At 63.0% G+C, this 26,348-nt stretch carries 28 protein-coding genes and 1 pseudogene; 12 read left to right on the forward strand and 17 right to left on the reverse strand.

Annotation, left to right across the window (positions count from 1 at the left end; translation table 11 throughout):
- Positions 1-88: 88 nt before the first annotated feature.
- Entirely contained in the window at positions 89-562 is a 474-nt protein-coding gene (locus HWY05_RS29125; protein WP_176060487.1) for a hypothetical protein, read from the forward strand.
- A 123-nt stretch (positions 563-685) separates the two neighbouring features.
- Here HWY05_RS29125 and HWY05_RS38475 read toward each other — a convergent pair.
- Positions 686-931, reverse strand: a pseudogene (locus HWY05_RS38475) (hypothetical protein); the annotation flags it as partial.
- Here HWY05_RS38475 and HWY05_RS38480 point away from each other — a divergent pair.
- The gene (locus tag HWY05_RS38480) at positions 876-1,286 is read left to right on the forward strand and encodes a hypothetical protein (protein ID WP_244146738.1); all 411 of its coding nucleotides are present in this window, start codon (positions 876-878) and stop codon (positions 1,284-1,286) included. The pseudogene HWY05_RS38475 and the gene HWY05_RS38480 overlap by 56 nt on opposite strands.
- 117 nt (positions 1,287-1,403) lie before the next feature.
- Here the strand turns inward: HWY05_RS38480 and HWY05_RS29135 are convergent, their stop codons facing one another.
- The gene (locus tag HWY05_RS29135; protein ID WP_176060489.1) at positions 1,404-4,613 is read right to left on the reverse strand and encodes an EAL domain-containing protein; all 3,210 of its coding nucleotides are present in this window, start codon (positions 4,611-4,613) and stop codon (positions 1,404-1,406) included.
- A gap of 217 nt (positions 4,614-4,830) precedes the next feature.
- Positions 4,831-5,109, reverse strand: a complete 279-nt coding sequence (locus tag HWY05_RS29140; RefSeq protein WP_051981084.1) for a hypothetical protein — start codon at positions 5,107-5,109, stop codon at positions 4,831-4,833.
- Between the two features lie 153 nt (positions 5,110-5,262).
- Here HWY05_RS29140 and HWY05_RS29145 point away from each other — a divergent pair, with 153 nt between their 5' ends.
- Together HWY05_RS29145 and HWY05_RS29150 are read left to right on the forward strand one after the other, a co-directional pair.
- Positions 5,263-5,817, forward strand: a complete 555-nt coding sequence (locus HWY05_RS29145) for a fasciclin domain-containing protein (protein WP_035560312.1) — start codon at positions 5,263-5,265, stop codon at positions 5,815-5,817.
- Positions 5,818-6,039: 222 nt separating this feature from the next.
- Positions 6,040-6,327, forward strand: a complete 288-nt coding sequence (locus HWY05_RS29150) for a hypothetical protein (RefSeq protein ID WP_244146727.1) — start codon at positions 6,040-6,042, stop codon at positions 6,325-6,327.
- Between the two features lie 94 nt (positions 6,328-6,421).
- On the opposite strand, the gene HWY05_RS29155 is transcribed toward HWY05_RS29150, so the two are convergent.
- Complete coding sequence (locus tag HWY05_RS29155; RefSeq protein ID WP_035560307.1) at positions 6,422-7,132, reverse strand: lysophospholipid acyltransferase family protein; 711 nt, start codon at positions 7,130-7,132, stop codon at positions 6,422-6,424.
- Positions 7,133-7,632: 500 nt separating this feature from the next.
- On the opposite strand from HWY05_RS29155, the gene HWY05_RS29160 reads away from it, so the two are divergent.
- Positions 7,633-7,977, forward strand: a complete 345-nt coding sequence (locus tag HWY05_RS29160) for a hypothetical protein (RefSeq protein ID WP_035560304.1) — start codon at positions 7,633-7,635, stop codon at positions 7,975-7,977.
- A gap of 42 nt (positions 7,978-8,019) precedes the next feature.
- Here the strand turns inward: HWY05_RS29160 and HWY05_RS29165 are convergent, their stop codons facing one another.
- On the reverse strand, positions 8,020-8,307 hold the full coding sequence (locus HWY05_RS29165; protein ID WP_176060490.1) for a hypothetical protein: 288 nt from the start codon (positions 8,305-8,307) through the stop codon (positions 8,020-8,022).
- Positions 8,308-8,344: 37 nt separating this feature from the next.
- The gene (locus tag HWY05_RS29170) at positions 8,345-9,274 is read right to left on the reverse strand and encodes a LysR substrate-binding domain-containing protein (protein WP_035560297.1); all 930 of its coding nucleotides are present in this window, start codon (positions 9,272-9,274) and stop codon (positions 8,345-8,347) included.
- Positions 9,275-9,355: 81 nt separating this feature from the next.
- Between HWY05_RS29170 and HWY05_RS29175 the strand changes: the two genes are divergently transcribed.
- Entirely contained in the window at positions 9,356-10,294 is a 939-nt protein-coding gene (locus tag HWY05_RS29175; RefSeq protein ID WP_176060491.1) for a carbon-nitrogen hydrolase family protein, read from the forward strand.
- 116 nt (positions 10,295-10,410) lie between these two features.
- Here HWY05_RS29175 and HWY05_RS29180 read toward each other — a convergent pair whose 3' ends face one another.
- The gene (locus HWY05_RS29180) at positions 10,411-12,372 is read right to left on the reverse strand and encodes a carboxypeptidase-like regulatory domain-containing protein (protein WP_176060492.1); all 1,962 of its coding nucleotides are present in this window, start codon (positions 12,370-12,372) and stop codon (positions 10,411-10,413) included.
- A 410-nt stretch (positions 12,373-12,782) separates the two neighbouring features.
- Between HWY05_RS29180 and HWY05_RS29185 the strand changes: the two genes are divergently transcribed.
- The 4 genes from HWY05_RS29185 to HWY05_RS29200 all read left to right on the forward strand — a co-directional run bounded on the left by HWY05_RS29185 (position 12,783) and on the right by HWY05_RS29200 (position 15,430).
- Positions 12,783-13,136: a YciI family protein gene (locus tag HWY05_RS29185; RefSeq protein ID WP_035560292.1), complete on the forward strand. Its 354-nt coding sequence runs from the start codon at positions 12,783-12,785 to the stop codon at positions 13,134-13,136.
- Between the two features lie 150 nt (positions 13,137-13,286).
- Positions 13,287-13,700 carry a YciI family protein gene (locus HWY05_RS29190; protein WP_035560289.1) on the forward strand — a complete coding sequence of 138 codons (414 nt, stop codon included), beginning with the start codon at positions 13,287-13,289 and terminating at the stop codon, positions 13,698-13,700.
- A gap of 43 nt (positions 13,701-13,743) precedes the next feature.
- The gene (locus HWY05_RS29195) at positions 13,744-14,151 is read left to right on the forward strand and encodes a VOC family protein (RefSeq protein ID WP_035560286.1); all 408 of its coding nucleotides are present in this window, start codon (positions 13,744-13,746) and stop codon (positions 14,149-14,151) included.
- A 4-nt stretch (positions 14,152-14,155) separates the two neighbouring features.
- Complete coding sequence (locus HWY05_RS29200) at positions 14,156-15,430, forward strand: RNA polymerase sigma factor (protein WP_176060493.1); 1,275 nt, start codon at positions 14,156-14,158, stop codon at positions 15,428-15,430.
- A 45-nt stretch (positions 15,431-15,475) separates the two neighbouring features.
- Here HWY05_RS29200 and HWY05_RS29205 read toward each other — a convergent pair whose 3' ends face one another.
- From HWY05_RS29205 to HWY05_RS29230, 6 genes are all read right to left on the reverse strand, one after another.
- A complete protein-coding gene (locus HWY05_RS29205; protein ID WP_176060494.1) occupies positions 15,476-16,165 on the reverse strand; it encodes a class I SAM-dependent methyltransferase in 690 nt (229 codons plus the stop codon).
- A 225-nt stretch (positions 16,166-16,390) separates the two neighbouring features.
- A complete protein-coding gene (locus HWY05_RS29210) occupies positions 16,391-16,969 on the reverse strand; it encodes a DUF4337 domain-containing protein (RefSeq protein WP_035560277.1) in 579 nt (192 codons plus the stop codon).
- 150 nt (positions 16,970-17,119) lie between these two features.
- A complete protein-coding gene (locus tag HWY05_RS29215) occupies positions 17,120-17,296 on the reverse strand; it encodes a DUF1427 family protein (protein ID WP_035560274.1) in 177 nt (58 codons plus the stop codon).
- A gap of 67 nt (positions 17,297-17,363) precedes the next feature.
- Entirely contained in the window at positions 17,364-18,329 is a 966-nt protein-coding gene (locus tag HWY05_RS29220) for a zinc-binding alcohol dehydrogenase family protein (protein ID WP_176060495.1), read from the reverse strand.
- Positions 18,330-18,518: 189 nt separating this feature from the next.
- A complete protein-coding gene (locus HWY05_RS29225) occupies positions 18,519-19,361 on the reverse strand; it encodes a helix-turn-helix transcriptional regulator (protein WP_176060496.1) in 843 nt (280 codons plus the stop codon).
- A gap of 93 nt (positions 19,362-19,454) precedes the next feature.
- Positions 19,455-20,399: an AEC family transporter gene (locus HWY05_RS29230; protein ID WP_176060497.1), complete on the reverse strand. Its 945-nt coding sequence runs from the start codon at positions 20,397-20,399 to the stop codon at positions 19,455-19,457.
- A gap of 123 nt (positions 20,400-20,522) precedes the next feature.
- On the opposite strand from HWY05_RS29230, the gene HWY05_RS29235 reads away from it, so the two are divergent.
- A complete protein-coding gene (locus tag HWY05_RS29235) occupies positions 20,523-21,389 on the forward strand; it encodes a LysR family transcriptional regulator (protein ID WP_035560264.1) in 867 nt (288 codons plus the stop codon).
- Between the two features lie 9 nt (positions 21,390-21,398).
- Here the strand turns inward: HWY05_RS29235 and HWY05_RS29240 are convergent, their stop codons facing one another.
- Genes HWY05_RS29240 through HWY05_RS29250 form a run of 3 tightly spaced genes read right to left on the reverse strand, consistent with a single transcriptional unit; the run spans position 21,399 to position 24,687 of the window.
- Positions 21,399-22,064, reverse strand: a complete 666-nt coding sequence (locus HWY05_RS29240) for a VC0807 family protein (RefSeq protein ID WP_176060498.1) — start codon at positions 22,062-22,064, stop codon at positions 21,399-21,401.
- 27 nt (positions 22,065-22,091) lie between these two features.
- Positions 22,092-22,529 carry a transcriptional regulator gene (locus tag HWY05_RS29245; RefSeq protein WP_035560258.1) on the reverse strand — a complete coding sequence of 146 codons (438 nt, stop codon included), beginning with the start codon at positions 22,527-22,529 and terminating at the stop codon, positions 22,092-22,094.
- Complete coding sequence (locus tag HWY05_RS29250; RefSeq protein ID WP_176060499.1) at positions 22,495-24,687, reverse strand: GNAT family N-acetyltransferase; 2,193 nt, start codon at positions 24,685-24,687, stop codon at positions 22,495-22,497. The genes HWY05_RS29245 and HWY05_RS29250 overlap by 35 nt, the downstream gene beginning before the upstream one ends.
- Positions 24,688-25,002: 315 nt before the next feature.
- On the opposite strand from HWY05_RS29250, the gene HWY05_RS29255 reads away from it, so the two are divergent.
- Positions 25,003-25,536: a GNAT family N-acetyltransferase gene (locus HWY05_RS29255; RefSeq protein WP_176060500.1), complete on the forward strand. Its 534-nt coding sequence runs from the start codon at positions 25,003-25,005 to the stop codon at positions 25,534-25,536.
- Here the strand turns inward: HWY05_RS29255 and HWY05_RS29260 are convergent.
- On the reverse strand, positions 25,533-26,255 hold the full coding sequence (locus tag HWY05_RS29260; RefSeq protein WP_176060501.1) for a GNAT family protein: 723 nt from the start codon (positions 26,253-26,255) through the stop codon (positions 25,533-25,535). The genes HWY05_RS29255 and HWY05_RS29260 overlap by 4 nt on opposite strands.
- Between the last annotated feature and the right edge of the window lie 93 nt (positions 26,256-26,348).

The raw sequence follows: 26,348 nt of genomic DNA on the forward strand, positions 1-26,348 counted from the left end.
GCCGCCGGAAAAATCGGCGGCGTTTGCCACCGGAGAGCACGATCATTCGGTGGCGAAGCCGAGAGTTAGTGATGGAGGTTGAACCGTTATGTCCAATAAGTCGCGAGTCCGCAAGCACCACCAATCGGCCATGTCGCCGCTGCTGCGTGCATTGACCTTCAGCCGCACGGCCCACGAGCCGGTGACGGCGGCGATGCTGATGCAGTGCTATACCGCCCTCGACGCGTTCCGGCGCGGTCAGGGTTCGCGGGATTTGCATCTCACGTTGAGCCGGCATTTGCTGGTGTCGCAAGAGTTGGCGCGGCTCGGCCTCGGCGAAGACCTTATCGCCGAAATTGAAAGCGCCCATGCGGCGATGGTGCGGCTCGACGCCCGCGAACACGAGACGGGTAGCTGGGCGCTCGAAGACAGCGACTACGCGCGTCTCTGCACGGCGCTGGCGATTCTCGACGGGCAACTGTCCGTGGCGTCGTTGAGCGAGATCGCGAGCGCGGAAGCGCGGATGATCGAAGGTCTGATGCGCTCCGCGCAGGTCCAGGCTATCGCGGAAGCCACGCTCTGAAACGATGCCGTGTTGCTGTTGCAGCGTTGTGCGATTGCATCTCGTAGGGCTGACGAAACAGCGGACTGAGTGAATGGTCGCGGTGTCCGAAAGCCCTACGTGGTTCGCGTGAGTCGCGGGCGCTTATTCGTTGACGGGCCGACCGGTCTTCACCGCTTCGACTGCCGCCACGGCGGCCAGCAAACGCTTGGGTGCGGCGGCTTCGAGCATCAACAGTCCGGCACGCAGCAACTCGCTCTTCTTGACGGAGACGCCGGCGTCGAGGCATTTCTGCTTCAGCGAAGCGATTTTTTCATAGTCCGATTTGGGCATCGTGAAGCTGTCGCGCACGACCTTGTCCTTCTTCGCACGCTTCGGTTTGGCTTCGACCGGCGCGGCGATTTTTTCCACCTTCGGCTCAACGGCGCGCTTGGCTTTGGCGGCTTTCTTCGTCGCGGCCGGTTTGGTGTCGGCCGGTTTTTCAGCCGTCGTTACCGGTGAGGCGCTGGCCGTAGCTGCCGCACGTTTTGCTTTGGGCGCCTTCTTTGCCGAAGCCGGCTTGGCCGACTTGGTGCTCGCCGGTTTTTCAGCGGCCGCTACCGGCGCCGCGCTCGCCGAAGCACGCTTGGTCTTCGCGGCCTTTCGTGCTGCAAACGGTTTGGTTGCTGCGGGTTTTGCCGCAACCGAAGCCTCTTCCGGCTCGGCGCTAACCGCGTCTTGCGTGTCCGGATTCTTCGGGAAATGAAAAGCTTTTCTGGTCGGCTTCGCGGTGATCGGTGCGTTCATAGGGCACTCCACGGTAATAATGGTATAAACAGTATATACGGTTATCTGGTGTGTCCCCAAGGCAAAGCGTTACCAGTCAGTCCGCATACTCCCCTTGCTGACTGAGATCGGCCTGGGCCGCCGCGGAGCGCAGCATGCCCGCGATAGCGTCGCCCGAAACCGCGGCGCTGTACAGAAAGCCCTGTCCTTCGCTGCAACCGTGCTCGACCAGAAAGCCGCGCTGCACATCGGTCTCGACGCCTTCGGCAATCACATCGAACTTCAGCGCTTCGGCAATCGCGATCACCGCGAGCGTCAGCGCTTCATATTCCGTCCCTCTGCCGATCTCCTGGACGAACACCTTGTCGATCTTGATCCGGTCCACGCTGAAGCGTTGCAGATAGCTCAGGCTGGAATAGCCGGTGCCGAAGTCGTCGATCGCGATCTTCACGCCGAGCTCGCGCAGATCGTGTAGCACGCGCGCGGCGTCGTCGGCGTTGCGCATCAGCGCGCCTTCCGTTACTTCGAGTTCGAGCATGTCCGCGTCGCAGCCGCTGTCGTGCAACGCGGCGCGCACCACGCCGACCAGATCGGAGCGCTCCAGCTGAACCGGCGAGACATTCACCGACACGCGGATCGGCGGCAGTCCCTGCGCCCGCCATTGGCTCGTCTGCTCGCAGGCGGTTCGCAGCACCCACTCGCCGATCCCTTGAATCAGGCCGGTTTCCTCGGCGATCGGAATGAACACCGCGGGCGAGACCACGCCCAGTTCCGCATCGTGCCAGCGCAGCAGCGCTTCGGCGCCGAAGATGCGTCCCGTCACCATGTCGATTTGCGGCTGGTAGGCGACCTGTAGCGACTTCGTTTTCGCGGCACGACGCAGCCGGGTGGACAGTTGCAGGCGTTCTGCGGCTGCCCGATTCAGTTCGGGCCGGTAAAACTGGTAGCCGTTGCGGCCGCGTGACTTCGCGAGGTACATCGCCGCGTCGGCATTGCGGATCAAGGTGTCGGCGTCCGCGCCGTCTTGCGGGAAGGTGCTGACGCCGACGCTGGCTTCCACGTACAGCTCCCGTTCGCCGACGTAGAACGGTTCCGTCATCGCGGCGATCAGGCGTTCGAGCATGGGCACCAGTTGCTCGCTGCTCGCGCGCGCGGCGACGATGATGAACTCGTCGCCGCCGTAGCGTGCCACCAGGTCGGTGGAGCGCACCAGCCGTTGCAGCCGCCTCGCCACGCTGGCGAGCAAGGTGTCGCCCACCCGGTGACCGAGCGAATCGTTGACCTCCTTGAAGCGATCGAGATCGAGGAACATGACCGAGACCTGACTGCCCGCGTCCGACGCGCGTTTGATCGCTTCACACAGACGCTCGTCGAGTAGCGTGCGATTGGGCAGTTCGGTCAATACATCGTATTTCGCCTGGTGTTCGAGACGAGCCTGATATTCGACGAGCGCGGTGACGTCGCTCATAACGCCCACGTGATGCGTGACCTGCCCCTGCTCGTCGCGCACCGGCGCCACCAGCACGTTGTTCCAGAACCGCTCGCCGTTCTTGCGGAAACAGGCCAGCGTGACGTTGGCCTCGGTGTGATGATCCAGCGCGGCGCGCACCTCGGCCCATTTCTGCGGATCGCCGGTTAGCTGGAACAACGAATCGCAATCCGAGCCGGTCACATCGGCGGACGAGTAACCGGTAATGCGCTCGAACGCCGCATTGGCGAACATCACGACATTGCGCTCGGGGCGGACTTCCGCGATCACGATGCCGTTGATGCTGGCGTCGATGGCGCGGCCCTGCAGGCGCAGCACGAGTTCCGCATTGCGTCGCGCGGTGATGTTGTCATAGGCGATCAGCACGCCGACGATGTTGCCGTTCTGGTCTTTGAGCGGCAGCTTGGTTTCCGAAATCCACACTTCGGAGCCGTTCACTGCAATGGCGCTGCGTTCGAAATGGCGGCGGGTCAATTGGCCGGACATGACGCGGACGTCTTCGTCCTGAGCGACATTGGCGTCGGTGCCCCACAGCAGATCGTGATCGCTGAGTCCGATCAGCGCTTCTCGCGACGGCAACCCTGCGTCGCGCGCGTAAATCTCGTTGCCGCCGACATAGCGATGTTTCGCGTTCTTCCACGCGATGCCTTGCGGAATATGGTCGAGTACGTACTCGAGTGTCTGCTTCGATTCGAACAGTTCGGCGCGCGCCACCAGTTCGAGCGTGACGTCCACCATGACGGCCATCGTGGACGCGCGGCCTTCGAATGCGACGTTCAGGTGATGAACCGCCATCGACTTTTGCTCGCCGGCGCGGGTCTGGTAGTGCCATACACCGGCTGCGCGAGTTTCACCGAAGGTCGCACCGGAATTCGATTCGAAGAACGTCTTGAGGCGGCCGAACTCATCCGCCGAATGGACGTCTTCGAGCGACATGTCGAGCAGTTCCTCTTCCTGATAACCGAAGCTGCGCTGCGCGGCGCCATTGGCCGCGACGAGCCTGAGCGACTCGTTGTCGTAGATCCAGATCGGCAACGGATGTTCGTCGAAGAAGCGCTGATAGCGTGCGCGCGCGGAATCAGCCAGGCGCAACGCAGCACGCAAGCGTCGCGCGATGCGGGCATTCCAGCGCAGCAGCACCAGCAACAACGCCGCGGCCGTGAAGCCGCTGACCAGCAGCGCGTTGGACACCCACTTCGAGTCCGACGACGATTTGCTGACGACGGAATCGAGCGTAGCGTCCGCTTCCATCCGCACATCGACCACATGTTCGAGCACGCTGTAGAAATACGCGTCGATTTCGCTGAGTTCCGGATCGCCGAGGCTGACGCTGCCCGGCCGTTCGTTGACGCGTATCGCCAACGCCTGGCTGTGCTCGCCGAGCTTGCGCATCAGATCGTCGAGCTCGTCCAGCCGTGACAGGCAGTCCTGACTACTATGGCAGCCTGAACGGGCGTCGTTGGTCAGATCGAGCAACGTCGCCATGGGAAAGAAGTACGGCGCGCGCTTATAAAACGCGCGGGTGCCGATCAACGTGTTCAGTTCGCCGTGATCGTCCAGCATGGTCTGCTGAACCTGATCGAGGTCGCGCTTCAGGCGACCCCACTCATGCAGCGTGCCGACGGAATTCTCCTGCTCGTGCGTCTGCCGGCGCGCCAGAAAGGTATTCAGGCCGATCGCGGAGAGAATGAACGCGACGACAATGGCCGTAAAAGCCTTGCCGATGAGATCGCGATGCAATGCCAGCCCGGCAAAGCTGGTGGTGTCGCGTCGTCTCGACGGTCCGCTATGCGTGCGGTTGGGATGCGGCTTTACCATGGATGGCCTCGAGTCCGTCTATCGACGGGATAACGGCCTGCGGAGCGAAGTTCTTGAGTATTACGAAGATTACGAAGAAATACGAAGCGTCGCCCGCGCCGAGGTGAGCGCACGCAAACCGCGCCAGGATGAGCGCGCAAACGTTAACGCGCGCCGTGGCGAAGACGGACGTCATCTTTGCACCGCGCGGATCGGTCCGCGCGGGTCGAGCCCCGGATCAGGCTCGCCAGACCTGTTTCAGTCGCCCGAATTCGGCTGGTCGCGTGTACGACCGGTAGAGCTCGCCGACTGTCCCGAACGCCAGCGCGGGCTTCAGGGTTGCACCGGGCAACGCTTCTTCCAGCCAGACGAACGCGTTCATCTCTCTCTGGGCCGCATGGACCGCCGCGGTGAGCGCCGACAGCGCCCGTTCCGCCGAGTGGCCGCCAAGGTCGACGAAACAGCTCTCAAACGGATGTTTCGCCGGACTTTCGACGTGCAAGGCTGACTTTCGCATGGGCAAATCGATCTCCTACGCAGATTGCCTCACCTGTATAGCAAGCGATTGTGACAAAGCATGACATGCGGCGAGTCGAATCCAATCGCGGCAGATCCCCGTATATGAGTTCGTGCCAGGCAATCAAGCATGGCGACTCAGGGGGAGTAGGCAATGAACTACAAGACTATGTTTGCCGCCGTTGCACTGTCGACTGCCGTATCGGGCGCCTTCGCCGCTAGCGATACGGTCATGGTGGGCGGTCAGGCGATGTATCCGGGCAAGGACATCGTAGACAACGCGGTCAACTCGGCGGATCACACCACGCTGGTTGCCGCGGTCAAAGCCGCGGGGCTGGTCGACACATTGAAGAGCCCGGGCCCGTTCACCGTGTTCGCACCGACGAATGAGGCCTTCGCGGCGTTGCCGGCCGGGACGGTCGATACGCTCGTCAAGCCGGAAAACAAGGCGATGCTCACCAGCATCCTCACGTACCACGTGATTCCGGGCCGCTATGACTTCCGCAAACTCGACGCGGCGATCAAAGCCGGCGGCGGCAAGGCCGAGTTGAAAACAGTCAACGGCGAAGCGCTGACATTCACCGAGAACGGCCCGCACAACATCGTCGTGATGGATGCCGGCGGCCACACAGCGGACATTTCGACCTACGACGTGACCCAGAGCAACGGCGTGATCATGGTGGTCGACAAGGTGTTGATGCCGAAGTGACGAGACAGGCGTCGAGCGCGAAAAAGCCGGATGCCACGAGTGTCATTTTCGGTGCCGCGCCACGACTCAACCGTATGCCCCGAGTCTGGAAGTCGCAACGTCTGTCCTGTCCAGCTTCGAGCAACTGCTTGCGCTTAGCCGCTGTGCAATCAGTCAGCCTTTAGCGGTCTATGAAAAATCGACGCGTACACCTGCACGCGTCGAAATCGCCGGAGAATCATCATGGAAAAGAACACCTTGAAAGTCCTGTTGGCCCGCGTCGCTGCCGTTTCAGTCTGTGCGTGCGCCGCGACATTCGCGCAAGCCGGCGGCAATGGAAATGGCGGCAATGGCAGCGGCGGCGCGCATGGCGCGGCGACCGCCGGTATGACGTATCACGGCGAGCCGGTGAACAGCCCGTGGAGCACCGTGCCGGGCGGCGGCATGAAAAGCGAGATGGGCATGACCGATACCGGCATGTCTGGCATGCCGGCTAACGACACTACGAAGACCGCCAAAGCTGCGCAATGAGTGTCGAACAGAACGCGAACGCCGGGCGCCGCAGATTAATTGCGACCGGCGTCGCGACTGTCGGTGCGCGGTTGATCCAGACTCAAAAAAATCATCACAGCTGTTGCAATTCGTTTTTCATCCACTCGTGAACGGCGCGACTCAAATCCTGTTGCGACATTTCTTGCGATGAGAACGCGGGTCCGACCACCACGCGGATATGTCCGCGCCCGGTAGGCCAGCCTTTCGCCGGCCACACTTTGCCCGCATTCAGCACCACGGGAACTGCCGGCACGCCGGTCGCGCACGCGAGGCGAACGCCGCCCGAGGTCAAGCGCAATGGCGCGTCATGCGCCACACGTGTGCCTTCCGGAAAGATCACGATGACGTCGCCCTTCGCCAGCTTCTCGGCGCTTTCCTGCGTCACCGCCTGATGCGCCTGGCGTGCGGAGCCACGGTTCAGGCTGACCATATCGAGGCCACGCAGCACCCAGCCGAAAAACGGAATGCGCAGCAGGTCTTCTTTGAAAACGAAGCTGACGCGGCGCGGAAAGAGCGCCATGAACGTGAGCGTTTCCCACGTCGATTCATGACGGCACAAGATGATCGCGGGGCCTGCGGGAAGATGTTCAAGCCCTTCGATCGAACATGACACGCCGGGCAGCCAGCGCATCACGAACACCAGCGCACGGCACCATTGTTTGGCGAGCCAGTATCGGCCGGCCCGTCCGACGAACGGAAACAACAGCAGGATGATCATTGAATACAGCGTCCCGCTACCGAGCAGGTAGACAATGAACAGCCATTTAGTGAAAGTTGCGCGCATCGGGATTCGAGTGGGAGGGTGGGCGGTGGAACGATTTCACCGTAACCCGGTGAGACCACGACAGGGGCGATACGTTCGGCCGGTGGGCTGGAGCGGCCGGCCGGAGCTTGAACGCAACATTAACTGATCAATAAAAACGCCCCTCGCGGGGCGTCATGCGTTTATCGATGGGACAAGCCCACGAAGCCAGCCATCATAACAACTCATGCGCCGCTTCCCGCAACCTGCAATACCACCCCCCCCGCTTCTTTCACCTGCTTCTATCATTTATACCGCCTTCATGCTTGAGGAAATCAGCCTGTCGAGTCGGGTTGCCTCCCAGGCGGTATAGACACGTCAACCGGATGGTGAAGCGCGGGGTTGGTATGATTTTGTTGCACGGCTCGGTGGCCCTTGCTCTGTCGGGCCCCGGAAAAAGGGGGTAAATCATGCGCGATTGATTTGCCTGTGTTTGCCCGCATGTGCGGGTTTGCTTAAACGCAATCGACACACCGATAGACATGATCAAACCTGAATTCAACGAGCGCGACAGTGCGCGCCCCGACTTGCTGTGTCTTCTCGTCGCGATTGCGGCGGCGTCCTACGCGCTGACCAACGAATGGCGGGTGGACCATGTCGTGCGGATCTGCCGTCAGTGGCTGCATAAAAACAGCTTGAAGATGGACTGGCTGGACCGGGTGCGGATCGGCCAGCTCGCGTTGAAGATTGCCCGGCAGGACCTGCTTGAGGCCGGGGTCGCCGTTCGGCTGTCCAGCGTGAACGCGCTGTTCACCAGCGAGATGGAACTCAACGAATCGAGCACGATGGTCCAACGGATGATGGCGCTTTGCCACGAAGCGCTGTGAGCGGAGCGCCGCGGCTTCAACTCACGCTCGTCGCCGTGGCTTCTATGTTGCATGTAGCAGCGACTTAGCCTGCTCAAGCAGCGCGAGCGACGCGGGAAACTCGTTGCGTCCCGCCATCGTCAGCGCTGCTTCGGCGGTGCGCAGGAACAACTCGTCATTGGATGCCGATGCCGACGTTGACGTGCGGCTGAGTCCGGCATCGTCGTATCGACGAAAGAACGCGAGCGACTGGAACGCGTCGAACCTGAGGTCCTGCGGTCCCGCTTTAGCGGCGATGTCGGCCGCCGCGCACAGTTGCCGGATGGCAACGAGAAAAGCAGCGTGGTCCATGGTTTCCGTCTCCTTCATCAATGCCAGCGTGTTCGCCTCACGCCAGTTTGACGTGCGCCGGGTCGAAGCATTCCGCTAGCGCGGCTTGAACTTTGGCGACCGCCGTGTCGCGCAGCGCATTGATTCGCCAACCCACCTCGATCGGATATTCCGGTAGCGCCAGCGGGCAGGGCAACAACAGAAGCCCCGTCATACCTGCGATAGCGTGTGCGGCGTGCGTCGGGATCGTGGCAATCGCCTCGCTACCCTTCAGCAGATACGGAAGCCCCGCGAAATGCGTGGTCGATGCCGCCACCCGGCGTTTGCGTCCGACGCTCGCCAGCATCTCGTCGACGATCCCGACCACGCCGCCGGCCGAGACCAGAATGTGATCGCGGTTCGCGAAGTCATCGAGCGAAATCGTGGCGGGGCCGCCCCGCAGGCTGCCTGGGTCGACGAGGCAAGCGTAGCGGCCTTTCCCCAGAACCTGCCGGCTGAGGCCGCGTAACGAGAAGCCTCCCGACGTGATCGCGAGGTCCATCTCCTGATTGGCCAGCGCGTCCGTGACGATCTGGCTGTAGGTCTGGCGAAATATCACGCGCAGACCCGGCGCGCGCTTCGCCATGAGCGCCATGAGTTTGCGGCCGATAGCCAGCTCGAAATCGTCGGACATGCCGATCGCCACCGCTCGACCGGAAAAATCCGTAGGGTTCGGCGAGGCGATCGCGAGACTCTGCCGGAATTTATCGAGCGCCTCGCTCACCAGCGGTTTCAGCTCGCTGGCCCGGGAGGTCGGTGTCAACCCGCGCCCGGTGCGCACGAACATCTGGTCGGAATAGAGGTTACGAAGCCGTCTGAGGGCCGCGCTGACGGCCGACTGCGTCATATCCAGCCGAATGGCCGCCCGGCTCGCGCCGCCCTCCTCGTAGAGCGCCTCGAAGATTTTCAGCAGGTTCAGGTCGACGCCCGAGATATCACTCCGGTTCATATCAGAAAGTTCGAAATGGCGTTCCATTCATTCTATGACGGTCGCAAGATCTGGGACATCCCATTACCGGTTCAATCAATCATGTCCAGGTCGAAAGTCGCCGCGCTGCAAATCGGGTCGTCGCCCAAGGGTAAGCAGGACACCCTCGAGAACATCCTTGCCTATGAGGCTGAGATTCGGGCGACGGGCGCGTCCGTGGTCGTGTTGCCCGAAGCGTTGCTGGGCGGCTACCCGAAAGGCGAGATTTTCGGCACGCGTCTCGGCTATCGCTTGCCCGAAGGACGCGAGGCGTTCGCCGATTACTTCCGCAACGCGATCGATGTGCCCGGCCCCGAGACCGACGAACTCGCCGCCTTCTCCACGCGATGTGACGCGTCCATTGTGATCGGCGTGATCGAGCGGTCCGGCAACACGCTGTACTGCACCGCGCTGTTCTTCGAGCCGGGCGCCGGACTGGTCGCGAAACACCGCAAGCTGATGCCGACCGGCACCGAGCGCCTGATCTGGGGGCAAGGCGACGGCTCGACGCTGCCCGTCGTCGACTCGCGCGTGGGGCGTCTCGGTACCGCGATCTGCTGGGAAAACCACATGCCGCTGCTGCGCACCGCGATGTACGCCAAGGGCGTGCAGATCTGGTGCGCGCCGACGGTCGACGAACGCGAGATCTGGCAATGCTCCATGCGCCACATCGCCCATGAGGGACGCTGTTTCGTGATCAGCGCATGCCAGGTGCAGCCGTCGCCCAAGGCGTTGGGCATCAGCGTGCCCGACTGGGATGACAACCGTCGTTTGATCAATGGCGGCAGCGTGATCGTCGGGCCGCTCGGGGATATTCTTGCCGGACCGTTGCTCGGCGAGACGGGTCTGGTCGTCGCGGAAATCGACACGGACGAACTGATTCGCGCGCGTTACGACTTCGACGTCGTGGGGCATTACTCGCGGCCGGATGTGTTCGCGCTCAGCGTCGATGAGCGGCAGAAACGATCGGTGGAGTTCAACGACGGGCGTCGCGGGTCGTGACGCGCGAACCGGTGAAGCGCGCAATGCGCTGACACCGACAAACGAGAACCCCCCTCGCGGGGCGTTTTAACGTTCGGCAATCAATCGCCCATTCAAGCTGGCGATCACATCACACGCTAGTCGTTATACCGCGTGATGTCGTAATAGCTAATCCCACTCTGCGCACCGCTCAACTGCACGAGCCGTGAATTGCCGGTCTGCAGCGGCGTGAACTGGCAGTTCACGCAAGTCTGCACGCCGAGCGAATTGATCCCGGCGCTGACGGTGGTCTGATACTGGCCGAACGTGGTGTTGTTCGGCGCGCCGACGGAGAAGCCGTCGACGTCGAACGGTCCGGCGGCGGCCATGCCGGTCGTCTGAATCTGCACCGACGTCACCGGATACGCGAGATTCTGACCGTTCACGAGGCTCGACCACGTCACGCTCATCGCGTACTGCGACGCGGCCAGCGAGCCGCCCGGCGTCAGGAATTGCGTCGCGAAGTCCGGCAGCAGCGAGGGCCATGCGACCGTGCCGCCCGCCGTCGCGTTCAGCGGACTGCCCGGGTTGACCACCGACGACTGGCCGAGCAGCGCGCCGTTTTTGTCGTAGAACGTGACCGTGTAAGTGGCAAAGGGCGGCACCGTGCTCGCATCGATCGATTGGGGCGCGTAATAGCCGGTCGACGCAGGCGGCGCGAAGCTCGCCGTCGACGACAGCGATTGCCATGACCAACGGTACAACGACGTGTTGCTGTTGGTCACGGCAGGCGAGACCGGCGCGGCGCTGAGCGGCGTATCCGAGATCCCCAGCAGGCTGTTGCCCACCGCGTTGCGCGGCATCAGCCAGACCGGCGCGGCGAGTCCCGGTCCGGTGACGGACGCCGAATACACCGTCGGATTCAACGCGCTCGGAATTGAAATCGTGAGACCGGACTCGTAGTGATTGACGTCGGCGAGTCGCGTATCGAGGAAGGTGCGGCGCGCGATCTGCGAATTGATCGACACGGCGAATTGCGATTGATTGCCGATCAGATCCCAACCGAGTTGCGTGCCGTTGGCCAGCGTGACCGGCGTCGCGAGCTGTTGCACGAACGTGTACAGCACGCCGCCGATGTTGCCGCTCGCGAGCGTGAACGGCAACTGCACGAACGCCATCTGCTTGCCGTTGCGCGTGAGAAACGCCAGCGTCTTCGGCGAGCCGAACACCGCGCCGGTGAACAGCGCGTCCGGCAGGTTGTGGCCGGTGGCGAGGTCGTTTGACCCGTTCTCCACGAACGCGGCGTCGATCGCCGGCGAACAGGACGTGTTGAGTGTGCCGGACGCGGCGCAGGCCGTGAGCAGCGTGGCGAGCGGCTCCAGATAATTGGCCGCGGCAGGCGGCGCGGCAAGCATGGTCGACAGGCCGGTCTGTTTGTTCAGCAACAAGGTCGTACCCGGCGCCGCGTTCGAAGCCAGCGACAGGCCGCCACTCGGCGCGCTCGCGACTAACACCGAATCGATCACCGCGTCCGCGCCGGTATGGTTCGGCGTGAAGGCGGTGCCGATCGGATCGAAGCCCGCCGCCTGAATGCCGTTCTGCGCGAGGAGGTTCGTCAGGATCGTGTCGAGCGTGATGGTGGCGATCTGCACCTGCTGCAGCGTCACCTGGGCGAGCGCCGCGCTCGCCGTGAGGTCGATCGGGTTGCCCGAGGCGGTCAGCATCGCGGCGATCGCGGTGGTCAGCGTGGTCACGTTGGCGACCGCCGGCGCCGTGCCGTTGGGCAGTCTGGCGAGCACGGAGACGAGCGGCGAGGAGAGCCCGGCGGCGTCGGTGGCGACGATCACGAACGGCGCGGTCAGACCCTTCACGGCGATCGTGTACGCGCCCTGCGCGCCGCTGGTCGTGCTGACCTTCGTGCCGGTCGCGTCGATGAGCGTGACGTTGGCCCCGACGAGCGGACTGCCGGAGGCGACCGTGCCGCTGACCGAACTGGCGGTGACAGTCTGCGTGCCCGACGAGGCGGTGCTGGAACCGCCGCCGCCGCTGCAACCGCTGAGCTGGAAAAAGGCCAAAGCTGCGGCGGCCGCGAGAGCGGTGCGCACTGACGATCGATACATGAGGTTCCCCGATGCTCTGATTATTGGAGTCGTTTGTTTTTGCCGGCCGATTATGCCGATGAGTGCGCCGCTATCCGCCGTGCTGTCGTGTTGTGTAGCCAAACCGAAAGAATCCGATTATCTGCAGTCGCTAAACCATAAACGGCATTTTTGCCGGCCGACTTTAACGAGTTCGGAGAATACTTCAAAGCGTCGTTACCGTGTCGCATGGCAAAAGTAAATCCCTATGCGCTGCGGATATTACGAGTCCTCGTAAAGGCCACGAGCGGCTGCGGTTCCCGTGCCGGATGGGGTTTGCCGGAGTCTTTCACGCTTGTTAGACTGGCTGCCCACACTCGCCGCAAGCGCGACCTTTGCCGCCATCCGCCTGCCGGGCGTTCATGCCGGCGGGGCGATTAATCGGAGACGCCATGTCTTACATGCTGCTCATCGTCGAACCCACCAATCAGCGCGTCGAACGCGGTGAAGCCGCTGGGCGCGAAGTCTACGATCAGATGGTGCGTTACGCCACGAACCTGAAAGAGCGCGGCAAATTGCTGGCGGTCGAATCGCTCACGTCGTTGAACGACGCCGTGCGCGTCCAGGTGCGCGACGGCCAGCCGAAACTGCTCGACGGCCCATTCGCCGAAGCCAAGGAAATGATCGGCGGCTTTTTCCTGCTCAATTGCGACACCCGCGAAGAAGCCGTGGCGATCGCCGAGGCCTGCCCGGCGGCCTCGTGGTGCACGGTTGAGGTCCGCAAGCTCGGGCCGTGCTTCATGTAGGCGATTCGCCTCGCTGCCGTTCTTTGGTTTGGGGTTTTCCCTGGCATGCCGGTTCGGCTGTCGATCCGGTGGCGGGTTACTCGTCGTGTGAGTAAGGAGCCGCCGCCCATTTGCGCGGCTCCGTTTCTCACCACGCACAAGGAGAACGGCATGCGATTCATGATTCTGGTTAAGGCAACGGCTGCCAGCGAAGCCGGCGTGATGCCGGAGGCGTCCCTGATGGCGGCAATGGGCGCCTATCACGAAGAGCTGGCCAAGGCCGGCGTGCTGCTCGACGCCACCGGTCTGCAAGCGAGTTCGAAGGGCTGGCGCGTTCGCTACAGCGGCGGCAAGCGGACCGTGGTCGACGGCCCGTTCGCCGAAACCAAAGAACTGATTGCCGGCTATACGCTGATTCAGGTGCGCTCGCGCGAAGAAGCCATGGAGTGGGCGCGGCGCTATCCGGCGCCGTTCGGCGAACACGCCGACGGTGAAATCGAAGTGCGGCAACTGTTCGAACTCGACGACTTCGAGCCCAACGCGGAACTGGCGCGGCTTCGCGATCTGGAAGCGAACCGGCGCTGAGCGTTTGCCGCCCGTCCGATAACCATGATTCATGGATGCCATCATGCATAAGCAGATTTACGTCAATCTCGCCGTCGACGACCTTGAACGCTCGAAAGCGTTTTTCAGCACCATCGGTTTCAGCTTCGATCCGCAGTTCACCAACGAGCAAGCCGCCTGTCTGATCCTCGGCGAAAACCTCTACGCGATGCTGCTGGTCAAGGCGCTGTTCAAGTCCTTCACGCGCAAGCCGCTGTGCAATCCGAAGGAGAGCACCGAGGCCTTGGTAGGGTTGTCGTGCGAAAGCCGCGGCGAGGTGGATGCCCTCGTGGCGAAGGCACGCGCCGCCGGTGGTGCCGTGCCGCGCGCGCCGCAGGACTATGGCTTCATGTACGGCCACGGTTTCGAAGATATCGACGGACATATCTGGGAGCTGATCTACATGGATCCGAACGGCAAGGCAGCGGGCTGACGCTGTGACGATACCGGCCACCCATCGTGCCATCGAGGCAGTCTGGCGGATCGAATCCGCCAAGGTCATCGCCCACGTCGCCCGGATCGTGCGTGACGTGGGGCTCGCCGAAGAGCTGGCGCAAGACGCGCTGGTGGCCGCGCTCGAGCATTGGCCCGAGGCGGGCGTCCCCGACAATCCGGGAGCGTGGCTAATGGCGACCGCGAAAAACCGTGCGCTCGACCGCTTGCGGCAGGAAACGCTGCATGCGCGCAAGCGTGAAGAACTGGGCCATGACCTCGACGCATTGGAGGCGCATCTCGTGCCGGATTTCGTCGACGCTCTCGATGCCGCCCGTGCCGACGATATCGGCGACGATCTGCTGCGGCTGGTGTTCACCGCGTGTCACCCGGTGCTGTCCACCGACGCCCGCGTCGCGCTCACGCTACGCCTGCTCGGCGGTCTCACCACGGACGAAATCGCGCGTGCGTTCCTGGTGCCCGAGCCGACCGTCGCGCAGCGCATTGTGCGGGCCAAACGCACGCTGACAGCGGCCAAGGTGCCGTTCGAAGTGCCGCAAGCGGACGCGCGCGCGTCGCGGCTCGCGTCGGTGCTGCAGGTGATCTATCTGATCTTCAACGAAGGCTATTCGGCCACGGCCGGCGACGACTGGATGCGCCCGGCGCTCTGCGAGGAAGCGCTGCGACTGGGCCGCGTGCTCAGCGGCCTCGTGCCGGACGAAAGCGAAGTGCATGGCCTGGTCGCGTTGATGGAGATTCAGGCGTCGCGTACTCATGCGCGTACCGATGCACAGGGCCGCCCGGTGTTATTGCTCGATCAGGATCGTAGCCGTTGGGACCCGCTGCTGATTCGTCGCGGGCTGACCGCGCTCGACGCCGCGCACGCGCTGGGCGGCGCGAGCGGCACGTATGCGCTGCAGGCCGCGCTGGCGGCGTGTCACGCTCGCGCCCGCCGTGCGGAAGATACGGACTGGGCGCAGATCGTCGCGTTATACGACGCGTTGGCGCAGGTCGCGCCTTCGCCGGTGGTCGAGTTGAACCGGGCGGTAGCCGTGGGCATGGCGTTCGGTCCGGCGGCGGGGCTGGAGATCGTCGACGCGCTCGCCGCCGATGCCTCGCTCGCGAACTATCAGTGGCTGCCGAGCGTGCGTGGCGATCTGCTGGCGAAACTCGGCCGCGTGAGTGAGGCGCGCGCGGAGTTCGAGCGCGCGGCGGCGATGACGCGCAACGCGCGTGAGCGGGCGTTGTTGCTCGAACGTGCTCGTGGCATGGCGTCTTGAGTGGAGCGCGATGCGCCGCGAGCACGTGCGTTGCGTGCCGCGATGTCACACAGCAACGGCCCGCAGCAGATAGAACTCACGCTGCCCGGTGTCCTGCGGCGGATCGGCTAACGGTTCGAGATAACGGGTGATGCCGATATCGTCGAAGCCCGCTTCCACGCACGCTGCTTCCAACGTTGCCGCATCATGCACGGCGAAGCCGTAATCCGCGAATGGCATTTCAACCGCGGCTTCCGGCGTGATGGCCGCGATCACCAGCGTGCCGTCCACGCGCAGCGCGCGGCGCATGCTCTTCAGACCGGCCGTGAGCTTGGGCCAGAAATACGTGCTGTTGATCGTGATCGCCTTGTCGAACGACGCGGTTGAAAAGGGCATGGCGATGACGTCGGCGGTTTCGAGCGTCACGATACCGTCGCGGACATAGGCCGCATTGCGGCAACGTGCCACGGCGATCATGGTGGGCGAGATATCGACGCCGGTGTAATGCACCCCGGCGGCTTGGTCCAGCACGAACGGAACATGTGCGCCGTTGCCGAGACCCACTTCGAGAATGCGTTCGTTGGCGTGCAGATCGAGCAGTTCGAACGACGCTTCGATGACGGCGCGATTCGAATGCTCCAGCATATCGCCGACCGCGATGCCGATGCTGCCCGCCGGACAGCCGAGTTGCGGCAGCAGAATGCTTTCGTCGAGATGGGCAACGCCCGCGCCGGTTAGCTCAGTGGTTTTGCTCACGGTGATTCCTCCATGACGGATTGCGCCGGACTTCACGATTGCATGGACATTCGCCTCCGCATTCGTGTGTGAATTAATCCGGCATCCTTAATTTATGTCATGAGGTGGGGTGAGCGGGTATCTCTTTAAAGGCCAACTGGTTCTGGAGCAGTAAGGACGTGCGACGCGACACGCTGTCATGCGCGTCGCGCGGCCTTGAAACCGGCCGCGCGACATTTGCGCACGTCAGGCCGACAGAAGCGCCATGGCGCCGGTGATCACGCCCGCCGCCGCAACCACGAACGACAGATTGCGCAGCCATTTCTTGCGGGTCAGCAACGTGATCGCGCACAGCGCGATAGCCACCTGAATCAGCGTGGTGGCTTGCGCCCAGCGATGATGTCCGTGCAACAGCGCTTCGCTTTTGGCGTCGTTGTCCACGACGTCTTTTTCGATCGCCTCGGCCTTCGCGCGGATCGGTTCTTTCTGCGACTTGTATTTGTCGACGTCGGCGAGGAATTTCGTGTGAGCGTCGCTATTGCCGGTGGACAACGCCGCGCCGAGTTCAGCGAGATTCTGTTTCTCGCCCTTGGCCTGGTAGTAGTTCCATTGGTTCGACGCTTCGGTCTTTTTAATCGCGGCTTCGTTCTTGTAGTACAGCGCGAGATTTTCGCTGTTGCCGCTTTGATAGGCGCACAGCGCGCCGATCGTCGCAAGGATCGCCGTCATCACGGCCATACGGCTCGCGAACGGGTCTTCGTCGTGGTGACCGGCGTGTTCCACTGCATGATCGTGCGGACCATGCACTTCAAACTCTTCAGACATCTGATTCTCCGAGGCAATGCTTTCTTGTCGTCTTCGGGCGGCGCGCCGGATGGTAGCGCGCGCTGAGCGCGCACCGTTATGTGGCGCGTGAGCCCGGCGGGCTCAATCTTAGCGTGTGACGCCCGAGGATGGGAAAGGTGCCCAGCGCGATCAATGCAGACCTGCTGCCAGCCAGGTGCGCACGAGCGGAATCACGTGTTCGCCGCCCAGCATGCCGAGCAGTCCGACCAGTGCGATGGTCGGCGGCGCCGGCGACTTCACGTTCATCACGCTGTAGATCAATCCGACCACCACACCGGCGGCCAGTGAGACCAGATACGCTTTCATGTTGGTTGTTCCTGTTATGAGCGACGCGAGCCGGGCGGCTGTCACGCCGCCGCGCTCGCGGCAGCCGTTACATCGTGATGACGACCCGGCCACGTGTGCCGCCGGCCACGGCGGCATAGGCTTCGCGCGCCTGGGCGAGCGGGAAGGTCTGCGCGATGGCCGGGCCGGTCAACTGGCCGCTTTCGAAGCCTTCGACCAAGGCCGTCATCAACGGCGCCGATTCCGCGACGCCGAGTTTGGCGCTATCCACGCCGAGCAGTTGTGTCTCGTTGTGATAGAAGTCGATCAGATCGAACTCGACCCGGCGCTTGCCCGTGCCGCTGATTTCAAGCACCCGGCCGCGACGTTTGACGAGGCTCAGCGCGGTCTCGAATGCCACGCCGCCCACGGTGTCGTACACCACGTCCGCACCTGCGCCGCCGGTCAATGCGCGCACGCGTTCGGCGGCCTGGTCGTCGAACGGCACGTAGTCATCGATCAAACGGCCTGCGGGCGTTTCCGGATCCAGCGGATGACGATCCACCCCAATGACGCGCGCACCGCGCGCCTTCGCGATCTGCACCACCGCACCGCCTACGCCTCCGCCCGCGCCGATCACCGCTATGGTTTCGCCCGCCTGCAGATGCGCATATTCGACGGTGCCCAGCCAAGCGACGACGAAGTTCACACCGATCGCGGAGGCTTCTGCGTGGCTCAGCGTTTTGGGTTTGCGCGACAACGCGGCGAGCGGAATCTTGATGAACTCGGCATGCGTGCCGTCGCGGGTGAAGCCGATATCGCCGCCGGTGCCCCAGACGTCGGCGCCGATCCAGGCCTTCGGGCCGTCCACCACCACGCCGCTGAAGTCGCGCCCCGGCGTGCGCGGCAACACCGTGTGTTCGAAATGGCCGGAGACGTTCTTGACGTCGCTCGGGTTCACCGAGGCGGCCTTGACCTGCACGACCACGTTGTCCGCATCGGCTTGCAAGGCGGGCAGATCGGTGTGTTCGAGTACTTCCGGGTTGCCGAAGGACTTGAATTGAATGGCTTTCATCGCGTGTCGCTCCTGTTGGGTCTCGGGCTGCATGAGCAGCGGATTGAGGCTAGTGTAGATGGCCGGAAGGGCGGTGTCATGACAAACACTTTCGAATTTCGGACAAGACGCGGAGCGAGGGATACGGCATCAGAGGCCGCACGCGGAGTCTTCAATACGCGCGTTGCGCTACGCATTGCGGGCTAGCTTTCAGCGCCGCCCGGATTTCACCTGCTCGGGCTCCGCCGCCGCTACCGAAGCCGCCGTCGCTTCTCCCAGCGTGCCGCCCGGATCGAAGCCGGTAGGCGGCGCGCCCAACTCGCGCCGGAACATGTCGCTGAAGCTGCTCGGCTGGAAACCGAGTTCACGCGCGATGCTGCTCACCGGGCGTCCTTCGGCGAGCCCGGAAACGGCGACCGCCAGTTGCACCTGCCGTCGCCATTCGGCGAAGCCCACACCCAGTTCGCGCGTGAAGAGCCGCGCCAGGGTCCGCACGCTCGCGCCGACCGACGCCGCATGCTGCTCGAAGCTGATCGAGATCGACGGGTTCCCGATCACTGCGCGGCAGAGCGCTTCGAGACGCCGGTCCGACGCGTCGGGCAGCGCGATGCGCAGCGACGAACGCGGCGCGCGTCCCAACTCCAGCACGGCGAGACGATAGGCGGCTTCGAGATAGGCCTCATCGCCTGTTTGCGTGCGCTCGTGTTCCGCGATCGACGTGATCAGCTCGCGCAGCAGACCGTTCACTTCGAACACGTCGCTGCGGCGGCTCAAATGGCCGACATTGCGCTCGTGGAAGTAGAGGTTGCGCATCTCCACGTCGCTCATCATGTGAATGGAATGTGGCGTGCCGCCCGGCAGCCAGACCGCGCGTTGCGGCGGCACGACCAGCGCCTCGCGGCTGACTTCGACCCACATCACGCCCGACACCGCGTACAGCACTTGCGCCCACGTGTGCGAGTGCGGCTCGATGCGCAGCCCGCGCGGGTAGTGGCGCGCGAGCGCGCCGGCGCCGGCGGCGTCGCGGAGTTCAGGAGGGCGGGCTTTGGGCACGGTGGTGGCAGGCGGCTCGGGTCGCGCTTCGCGAATGAGGATCGCGGACCGTGGCGGTCCGTGGCCGAAGCATAGCGCGCGGCGCGGCTTGCGTCAGGTGCGGTGCCCCATCAACAGCAGCAGCGCCGACAGCGTGATCACGGAGCCGGCCGTGGACATCAAAATGGTCCGCGACGTGATGTGCGCCTCGCGCTCGTAGAACTCGGCGAGCATGAACGGGCCGGTGCCGGTGGGCAGCGCAGCCAGCACCACGGCCATTTCGACCAGCGTGGGCGACAGCCCGAAGACCCGCGCCGCGAGCCACCAGGTCAGCGCCGGCTGCGCCACCAGCTTGACGCCGGTCAGCAGCAGCGCAACGCCTCGCGCGCCGCTCTCCGACGGCCGCTTTTCGGCGAGGAACAAGCCGAGGCTCACCAGCGCGCACGGACTCGCCGCGCCGCTCAGCAACTTCAGAAACGTCTCCGCGCTGGCCGGCATGGCGACGTGAAAGCTCGCCAGCAGCATGCCCGCGATCGGCGACACGATCAGCGGATTGCGCGCCAGCGCGCGCAGCACTTTCAGACCCAGCTTGTGCGGCGCGCGTTCGGTCTGCAGGCCGACTTCGATCAGCACGATCGCGAACGCGAACAGCACGCAGGCGACGAGGATCGTGGCGATCGTGGTCGGCGTGAGGCTGGCGGGACCAAATGCGATCAGCGCCAGAGGAAAGCCGATATAGCCCGTGTTCGGATACGACGCCGCGATCGCATCGACGCTGGCATCGGCGAGATGCCTGCCGTTCATCAGACGCAGTGCGAGGATCAGCAGGAACACGGCGACGCACGCAATCGAGAAGGTCGCGACGAAGGCCGGCTGATACAACTGCTGCCAGGTGGCGCGAGCCATCGTATCGAACAGCAGCGCCGGCAGCGCGAGCCAGACCACGAATCGATTCAGCTCCGACGCGGAGTTCGGTCCGAGCACGCCGCGCCGGCGGCAGGCGAAGCCCGCGAAAATCAAACCGAAAACGGGGAGCAGAATTTCGAGGGTGGCTAACATCGGGGCGAACGGCTTTGGAAAAAGGACGATCCGCCAGCGTAGTGGCTTGCGTTGATACAATCCAATACTGTTTTTCGAGTCCGACGATACCTTTTTAGTATCGTCATTTCGGGTAGGCGCATCGTGATCGATTTCAAGCCGCTACGCTACTTCGTGACGCTGGCCGAGACGCGCCATTTTGGCCGAGCCGCGGCGCGTCTGAATCTGTCGCAGCCGCCATTGAGCCGGCAACTGGCGGCGCTGGAGGCGAACCTCGGCGTTGTGCTGATCGAGCGCAGTCCGCGCAGCGTGACGTTGACCGCGGCGGGTGAGCGGTTTTACGCCGACGCGAAGGCGATTCTCGCCTCGCTCGATCAGGCGGTGAACAACGCGCAAGCGGCGGCGCATGGCGACGCCGGCAAGCTCGCGATCGGCTTCACGATGTGCGCGGCGTACAGCGTTGTGCCGGGTTATGCACGGGTGTTCGGCGCGGCGTTTCCCGACGTGGCGTTGAATCTGCGTGAAGTCGTATCGAACGATCTGGCCGCGCAGGTGCTGGCGGGACAGATCGACGCGGCCATCATGTTTCCGAACCTGCCGGACAAAGGGTTGGCCACGCGCACGATCCTGAGCGAACCGTTGTGCGTTGCGCTGTCGCGCGGGCATCCACGGGCGCGTGCCCGGCGGCTGAAGATTGCGCAACTGGCGGGGGAACCGTTCGTGCTCGCTTCGTCGGAAGTCGCGCCGGGTTTGCGTGCCGCGATTCTCGATCATTGCCGGTCGGGCGGTTTCGAACCGGATATCCGCTTCGAGGTGCAGTTGCAGCAGACCGTGCTGAGTCTCGTCGATGAAGGCGTGGGCGTGGCCCTGGTGCCGGCTTCGATGCGCAAGGCGCAACTCGCGGGCGTGGTGTTCCGGCCGTTGGTCGATGCGCCTTTGATCGAGCAGGTGCTGGCGTGGTCGCCGGCGAATCGCAATCCGTGTCTGGCGCGTTTTCTCGAGTTGGCGTGAGCGCGTGATTTATGAATTGGCGAGCGGCGGCGTGGCTGGGGTGACGGCGTTGTCCGCGTAGCGCAGCGCATCTTGCCTGATGCGCCGGCGGCACCAGAAGGTCCACGCCGTTAGCGCGGCATAGACGCCGTAGCGCACCGCTTCCGAAGCCATCACCGAGCGCGGGTCGTTCGGCCATTGCCAGACGATCAGCGTGCGCACCATGTTCTCGCCGATCATGCCGAGGCCCCAGACGAGCGTCATCAGGCGGATATACGCGGCGAGCGTGGGGCGCTCGCGCCAGTGCTTTTCAAAGTTCTCGGCGTCGCGGTGGCCTTCGCGCATCATCGTCGAGCGGGCGAGATAGAACACCAGCGGCCGCCGCAGCGCGAGCGATACGAGAAACAGCGCGCCGATCATGGCTAGCACCATGGGGTCTTCGAGCGCGCGTATTTTTGGGCTGCTGCCGAAAGCGGCAGCGAGAATCGACAGCGCAATCCCCACTAGCACGAGCGCGCTGAGCGCGTCGAAATGACGACGGTGCAGCAGGTCCCAACTCATCCACGCGATCAACGGCAGCGCCGACGCGGCCAGCGCGCCGAGTTGGCCCCAGTGCGGGAACGCGAGCCGGTAGGCGAGCCAGGGTAAGGCGACGTTGATGACGAGGGCGCTGAGGTAGCGCAGGCGGGGGTTCATGATGCGCGGTTGTTTCCGACGGATCGCCTATGAACGTTTGCCTTCGAATGCTCTGAGTAGCGGGCTGTCGGGCGCAATACGAATAAAGAACTGCGGAGGCTGGAATCCCTCCGACGCTTCTCTCAACTCGGTCAGCGAAACGGTGCCGGGAAGGCGCTGCGCATCATGCAATCCCAAGGCGAAGCCCTTGGCAATTCCGTCGAAGTAGTCGAAGAATTCTCGACGCGTGATACCGCACACATCGGCAAACTGCCGCCATAACGCAGCGGGTGCAAGCGAATGTGCACCGCTCACTCTTGCGCAACCGATCACGCGGCCAACGGGCAGCTTGACGTAAATCCAGACGACGGTGCCTGCCTTGACGTTCATCGTGCGGCGCCGCAGTTCGACATGCTTGGTGCCCGCAAATATGTTTTCGGCGTGCCGCTCTTCAAGCGAAATGAGTACGTGTTCGGGATGTTCCATGGGCAAACCCTTCCTCGAGGATTCCTTGAAGCTGTGTGTTATTGATTGCGCGAGTGGTCAGCAGGTTGGTCGGACTGCCGCAGCCGAGGCGCTGCAGTGTCGAAAGTGGTACTGGACGTTCGAGGCGAATGATGTTGTCGAACACGGTCACCGTTTTCGTTTTGGACCGACCGATCGCTTCGAGCCCCGCGGAGTCGAGCACCGACGGATCGAGGTCCGCATTGTCCAACGCCTGCTGGGATTTCAGGTAGGCATGTTGTACGCGCGCGATCGCGACAATGGCGCCAAGCCCCCGGTTCTTCGCTGACTCGTAGAAGAGAATGAGGTTACCACGCTTGAATTGCTTCAGCGTGGCGACGCCGCTGAAATAGTGCCGCTCTTTGTAGAGCTTGGCGCGAGCATGAGGGAGCAGACTCTTCTGAGGAGAATGCGCTAACAGATGATCGGCAAACGCTCGCCGGAGCGGCGTAATGACCGCCGGTCGTCCGGGCAGACAGAAGAGCGCGGGAGAAAGCAAGGTTTCCAATGCCATCAAGGAGATATGTCCGACATTGCCGTCAGGTCTGCCAAGGCGAATCTGTTGATCGATTTCCCAATGCGGCGGTGGCAAAACAGGCAGGCGCACCCGGCTAGCCAGATAAATATCGTCTGCGCGATCGGCCCAATTCGACATCGTAACGATGCCTCCCAATGCAAGCTTGGTCAGCGATGTTTGTCCCGCCAATCCGCCAAAGCCGAGCGTCGAAGCAATTTCACGTAGTTGCGCCTGTTGCGGGGGAAACGCAAGCCTGATTTGCGACGTACTCGCCACGGTGGCTTGCTCGATCAGATGGCTAAGGAGAATGCCGGCGGCGTGCAACGCTCCCGGTTGCGTTTCGTCTACGGCCACGTGCGCGCTGATATCGTTGGGTGTCATGGTCTTGGGCCACGTCAGGTATCCCGCTAGACGGTCGTTTGACCAGACGCCGTACCGATTGCAAATCCGCTCATTCGAATCGACCGCGGCCCACTCCGTGACCACCGCCGATTTGCGCACGCCGAGTCGGGATAAAAGCTGAAGCACTTCCGCTTCATCGGACCGATCGAGGCGGGCGATCGAAAGGGAATCGTTCGCCCCCGTTTCGAATCTCTCCTCTCTGGCGGTTCCCGTGTTCAGATCCTTGAAAGCACCGGGCGAAATAACGTGAATACCGTATTTTTCATTGAGCCTTGCTGCGGCGTTGAGGATGGATCCGTCGTTGGTGACCAGTCCGGCGAGCCTGTGCTGAATGGCCGTGGCTAAATGCCGTAGGTCGGAGATATCGTTCCTGCTGAGCGCGTTGGCGCGATGCCGCTCCGGAAAGACGATGGAGGCGAGCTCTGGCGCCAGTGCGTCCCACTCGTGTGCCAACGGGGTAGGGAATGACGGGAAGATGCGGGCATAGGCCAGCATGGGATCCGTGATGCCGACGCTCGCCGTGCGCGTAAGCTCGGCGGTGATCTCCGTGCTGAGTGCGAATTGACAGGAGCCGGCGCGCTCAAGCCTGAACAGATCCAGGATTTCCTCGTTTCTGCTTCTGCGCGGCCCCAGGTCGAAGAGCACATTGAGGTCCAGAAGGAAAAGCGGAATCTCCGCCATTTGGGTCGAATTGAGCCCGAGCGGATCGGCAGCGCTGACGCCACTAGGGGCAAACAATTGCGGCGTGTCCAGTTCGTGACTGCGGACGAGGATTGTTCGATTTCTTGTCTCGCCACCTTTGACGACGCGCTGAACGTAGAAGCCCTGGTTTTCCCAGAAGCGGTTGGCCTCACTCATATCCTGTCCGACTCGCGCGTACATGGAGATGAAAGCGTGATCTGTCAGGTGTTGCTTGAGGTGACTCAACAGGCGAGCTGCAACGCCACGTTTTCTGAAGGCAGGGACGACGAACATTTGCAGCACGCGCCCTTTTGGATGCCTCGCTTCAAATAGCAGGTGACCCGCATAAAACAAGCCGTCCGCACGCCGCTCGACCGCCACCAGGAGTTGCTCTTTTCGCGCAAAGTCCGCAAAGACACGGGCGGGGAAAAATCCAAGGGCATTTTTATCGCTGTCCGCTGCCTCGATAACGGATGAAACGAATGGCGCAATGTCGCCATGATTATCCAGAATGGATATAAAGGGGTTCTCGACGATCATCGCGATGCCTGGCCTCTCAGCATGTCGCCGCAGGCGTGCCTTTCCCCACGAAGCGGTTTCGCATGGACGGCCGTTGCGGGCTGGTTAGATTGGACGGCCCCTGGAAGACGTGCATGAAGCATGGCAAGGGCAGACGCGCAAATTTACCATCGTTTAGGTAAACGTAATAACGGGACGGGCAGAGAAATATTCGATGCTTGCAAGAGCGCTTGCAAACTATCCGCTTTCCGGTTTTCCGCAGTCCCCGCTAACCCATCGAGCGCCAAATCTGAGAAGATCGAACGTCCGACTTCTGAACTCATCAAGCCGATTCCCATGCCCACCCAACCCACCCTCACCACCGACCGCCTGACCCTGAGCCCGCACACCACCAACGACTTCCTCGACAGCTACGCGATGTGGTCCGATTCCGAGGTGATCCGCTACATCGGCGGCAAGCCGTTCACGCGCGAAGAAGTCTGGGCGCGTCTGCTGCGTTACGCCGGGCATTGGGCGATGCTGGGCTATGGCTACTGGGTGGTGCGGGAAAAGCAGAGCGGCCGGTTTGTCGGCGAAGTCGGGCTGGCCGACTATCACCGTGAGATCGAGCCGTCGTTGCTGGGCACGCCTGAAATTGGCTGGGCGTTGAACCCGGCACTGCATGGCCGCGGTTATGCGACCGAAGCCGTGCGCGCCGCGCTCGATTGGGCCGATGCGCAATGGCCGGACAAGGACACCGTGTGCCTGATTTCGCCGGAAAACACGGCGTCGTTGAGTGTCGCGCGTAAGTGCGGCTACCGCGAACGGTTGCGCACGCCCTACAAAGGCAGTCCGACCATCATCCTGCGCCGCGCACCGAAGGCGGGTTAAGCCGTCCGCTGCTGCGCGATCAGATGCGCCAGCCGTTCGATCTGCTTGCCCTGTGCATCGAAATTGCCGGCGTCGAGCCAGCGTGCATAGCTCGCACGCAGCGCGGGCCATTCACCGTCGAGCACTGAAAACCACGCGGTATCGCGATTGCGCTGGTGATACACGATCGCCTGCCGGAAGATCCCTTCGAACGTGAAGCCGTAACGCAACGCGGCGGCGCGCGACGGCGCGTTCAGCGAGTCGCACTTCCATTCGAAGCGGCGATAACCCAGCACGTCGAAAACCTGCGTCATCACCAGGAACATGGCGTCGGTGGCAATGCGCGTCTGCTTCAGACGCGGCGAATACGTGACATGCCCCACTTCGATCACGCCGTTCACCCGGTCGATCCGCATGAGCGCCAGCGTGCCGACCGCCTTGCCGGTCGCGAGATCGATCACCGTGTGGTGCAGCGGATCCGGCGACGCGGCCATGCGCGTCAAATGCTCGCGATAAGCGGCGAGACTCTCGAACGGACCCACGTTCAGATAGGTCCAGTCGCGCGCATCGGCGGCCGAACTATACGCGTCGTACAGGTCCGCGGCGTGACGTTCCACATCAACCGGTTCGATCCGGCAATAGCGGCCCGTCAGCGGCGCGCGCCCGGGTGCCTCGGCGCCTTTCCAGTCCGGCACGGGCACGCCGATCGGCTGCTCGAACTCGTTGTGTCTGGGTTCCATCGCTGTTCTCCTGTTGTTGCGGCGTCAATGATCGTCGGCGGCTGCCGTTCATCAGGAACGATACGGCAAACGTGGTATGTTCAAAAGATCCAC

Origin of the sequence: Paraburkholderia sp. BCC1876, from assembly GCF_902833695.1 — a bacterium.
Taxonomy (GTDB): Bacteria; Pseudomonadota; Gammaproteobacteria; order Burkholderiales; family Burkholderiaceae; genus Paraburkholderia.

Excerpts from the sequence above, each read along its gene's own strand:
- HWY05_RS29190 (WP_035560289.1), top strand. The coding sequence starts at position 13,287 with ATGCGATTCATGATTCTGGTTAAGGCAACGGCTGCCAGCGAAGCCGGC.
- HWY05_RS29240 (WP_176060498.1), bottom strand. The coding sequence starts at position 22,064 with ATGAACCCCCGCCTGCGCTACCTCAGCGCCCTCGTCATCAACGTCGCC.
- HWY05_RS29170 (WP_035560297.1), bottom strand. The coding sequence starts at position 9,274 with ATGAACCGGAGTGATATCTCGGGCGTCGACCTGAACCTGCTGAAAATC.
- HWY05_RS29250 (WP_176060499.1), bottom strand. The coding sequence starts at position 24,687 with ATGATCGTCGAGAACCCCTTTATATCCATTCTGGATAATCATGGCGAC.
- HWY05_RS29260 (WP_176060501.1), bottom strand. The coding sequence starts at position 26,255 with ATGGAACCCAGACACAACGAGTTCGAGCAGCCGATCGGCGTGCCCGTG.
- HWY05_RS29195 (WP_035560286.1), top strand. The coding sequence starts at position 13,744 with ATGCATAAGCAGATTTACGTCAATCTCGCCGTCGACGACCTTGAACGC.
- HWY05_RS29210 (WP_035560277.1), bottom strand. The coding sequence starts at position 16,969 with ATGTCTGAAGAGTTTGAAGTGCATGGTCCGCACGATCATGCAGTGGAA.
- HWY05_RS29125 (WP_176060487.1), top strand. The coding sequence starts at position 89 with ATGTCCAATAAGTCGCGAGTCCGCAAGCACCACCAATCGGCCATGTCG.
- HWY05_RS29185 (WP_035560292.1), top strand. The coding sequence starts at position 12,783 with ATGTCTTACATGCTGCTCATCGTCGAACCCACCAATCAGCGCGTCGAA.
- HWY05_RS29255 (WP_176060500.1), top strand. The coding sequence starts at position 25,003 with ATGCCCACCCAACCCACCCTCACCACCGACCGCCTGACCCTGAGCCCG.
- HWY05_RS29175 (WP_176060491.1), top strand. The coding sequence starts at position 9,356 with ATGTCCAGGTCGAAAGTCGCCGCGCTGCAAATCGGGTCGTCGCCCAAG.
- HWY05_RS29245 (WP_035560258.1), bottom strand. The coding sequence starts at position 22,529 with ATGGAACATCCCGAACACGTACTCATTTCGCTTGAAGAGCGGCACGCC.
- HWY05_RS29230 (WP_176060497.1), bottom strand. The coding sequence starts at position 20,399 with ATGTTAGCCACCCTCGAAATTCTGCTCCCCGTTTTCGGTTTGATTTTC.
- HWY05_RS29155 (WP_035560307.1), bottom strand. The coding sequence starts at position 7,132 with ATGCGCGCAACTTTCACTAAATGGCTGTTCATTGTCTACCTGCTCGGT.
- HWY05_RS29145 (WP_035560312.1), top strand. The coding sequence starts at position 5,263 with ATGAACTACAAGACTATGTTTGCCGCCGTTGCACTGTCGACTGCCGTA.
- HWY05_RS29165 (WP_176060490.1), bottom strand. The coding sequence starts at position 8,307 with ATGGACCACGCTGCTTTTCTCGTTGCCATCCGGCAACTGTGCGCGGCG.
- HWY05_RS29135 (WP_176060489.1), bottom strand. The coding sequence starts at position 4,613 with ATGGTAAAGCCGCATCCCAACCGCACGCATAGCGGACCGTCGAGACGA.
- HWY05_RS29220 (WP_176060495.1), bottom strand. The coding sequence starts at position 18,329 with ATGAAAGCCATTCAATTCAAGTCCTTCGGCAACCCGGAAGTACTCGAA.
- HWY05_RS29140 (WP_051981084.1), bottom strand. The coding sequence starts at position 5,109 with ATGCGAAAGTCAGCCTTGCACGTCGAAAGTCCGGCGAAACATCCGTTT.
- HWY05_RS29180 (WP_176060492.1), bottom strand. The coding sequence starts at position 12,372 with ATGTATCGATCGTCAGTGCGCACCGCTCTCGCGGCCGCCGCAGCTTTG.
- HWY05_RS29160 (WP_035560304.1), top strand. The coding sequence starts at position 7,633 with ATGATCAAACCTGAATTCAACGAGCGCGACAGTGCGCGCCCCGACTTG.
- HWY05_RS29215 (WP_035560274.1), bottom strand. The coding sequence starts at position 17,296 with ATGAAAGCGTATCTGGTCTCACTGGCCGCCGGTGTGGTGGTCGGATTG.
- HWY05_RS29150 (WP_244146727.1), top strand. The coding sequence starts at position 6,040 with ATGGAAAAGAACACCTTGAAAGTCCTGTTGGCCCGCGTCGCTGCCGTT.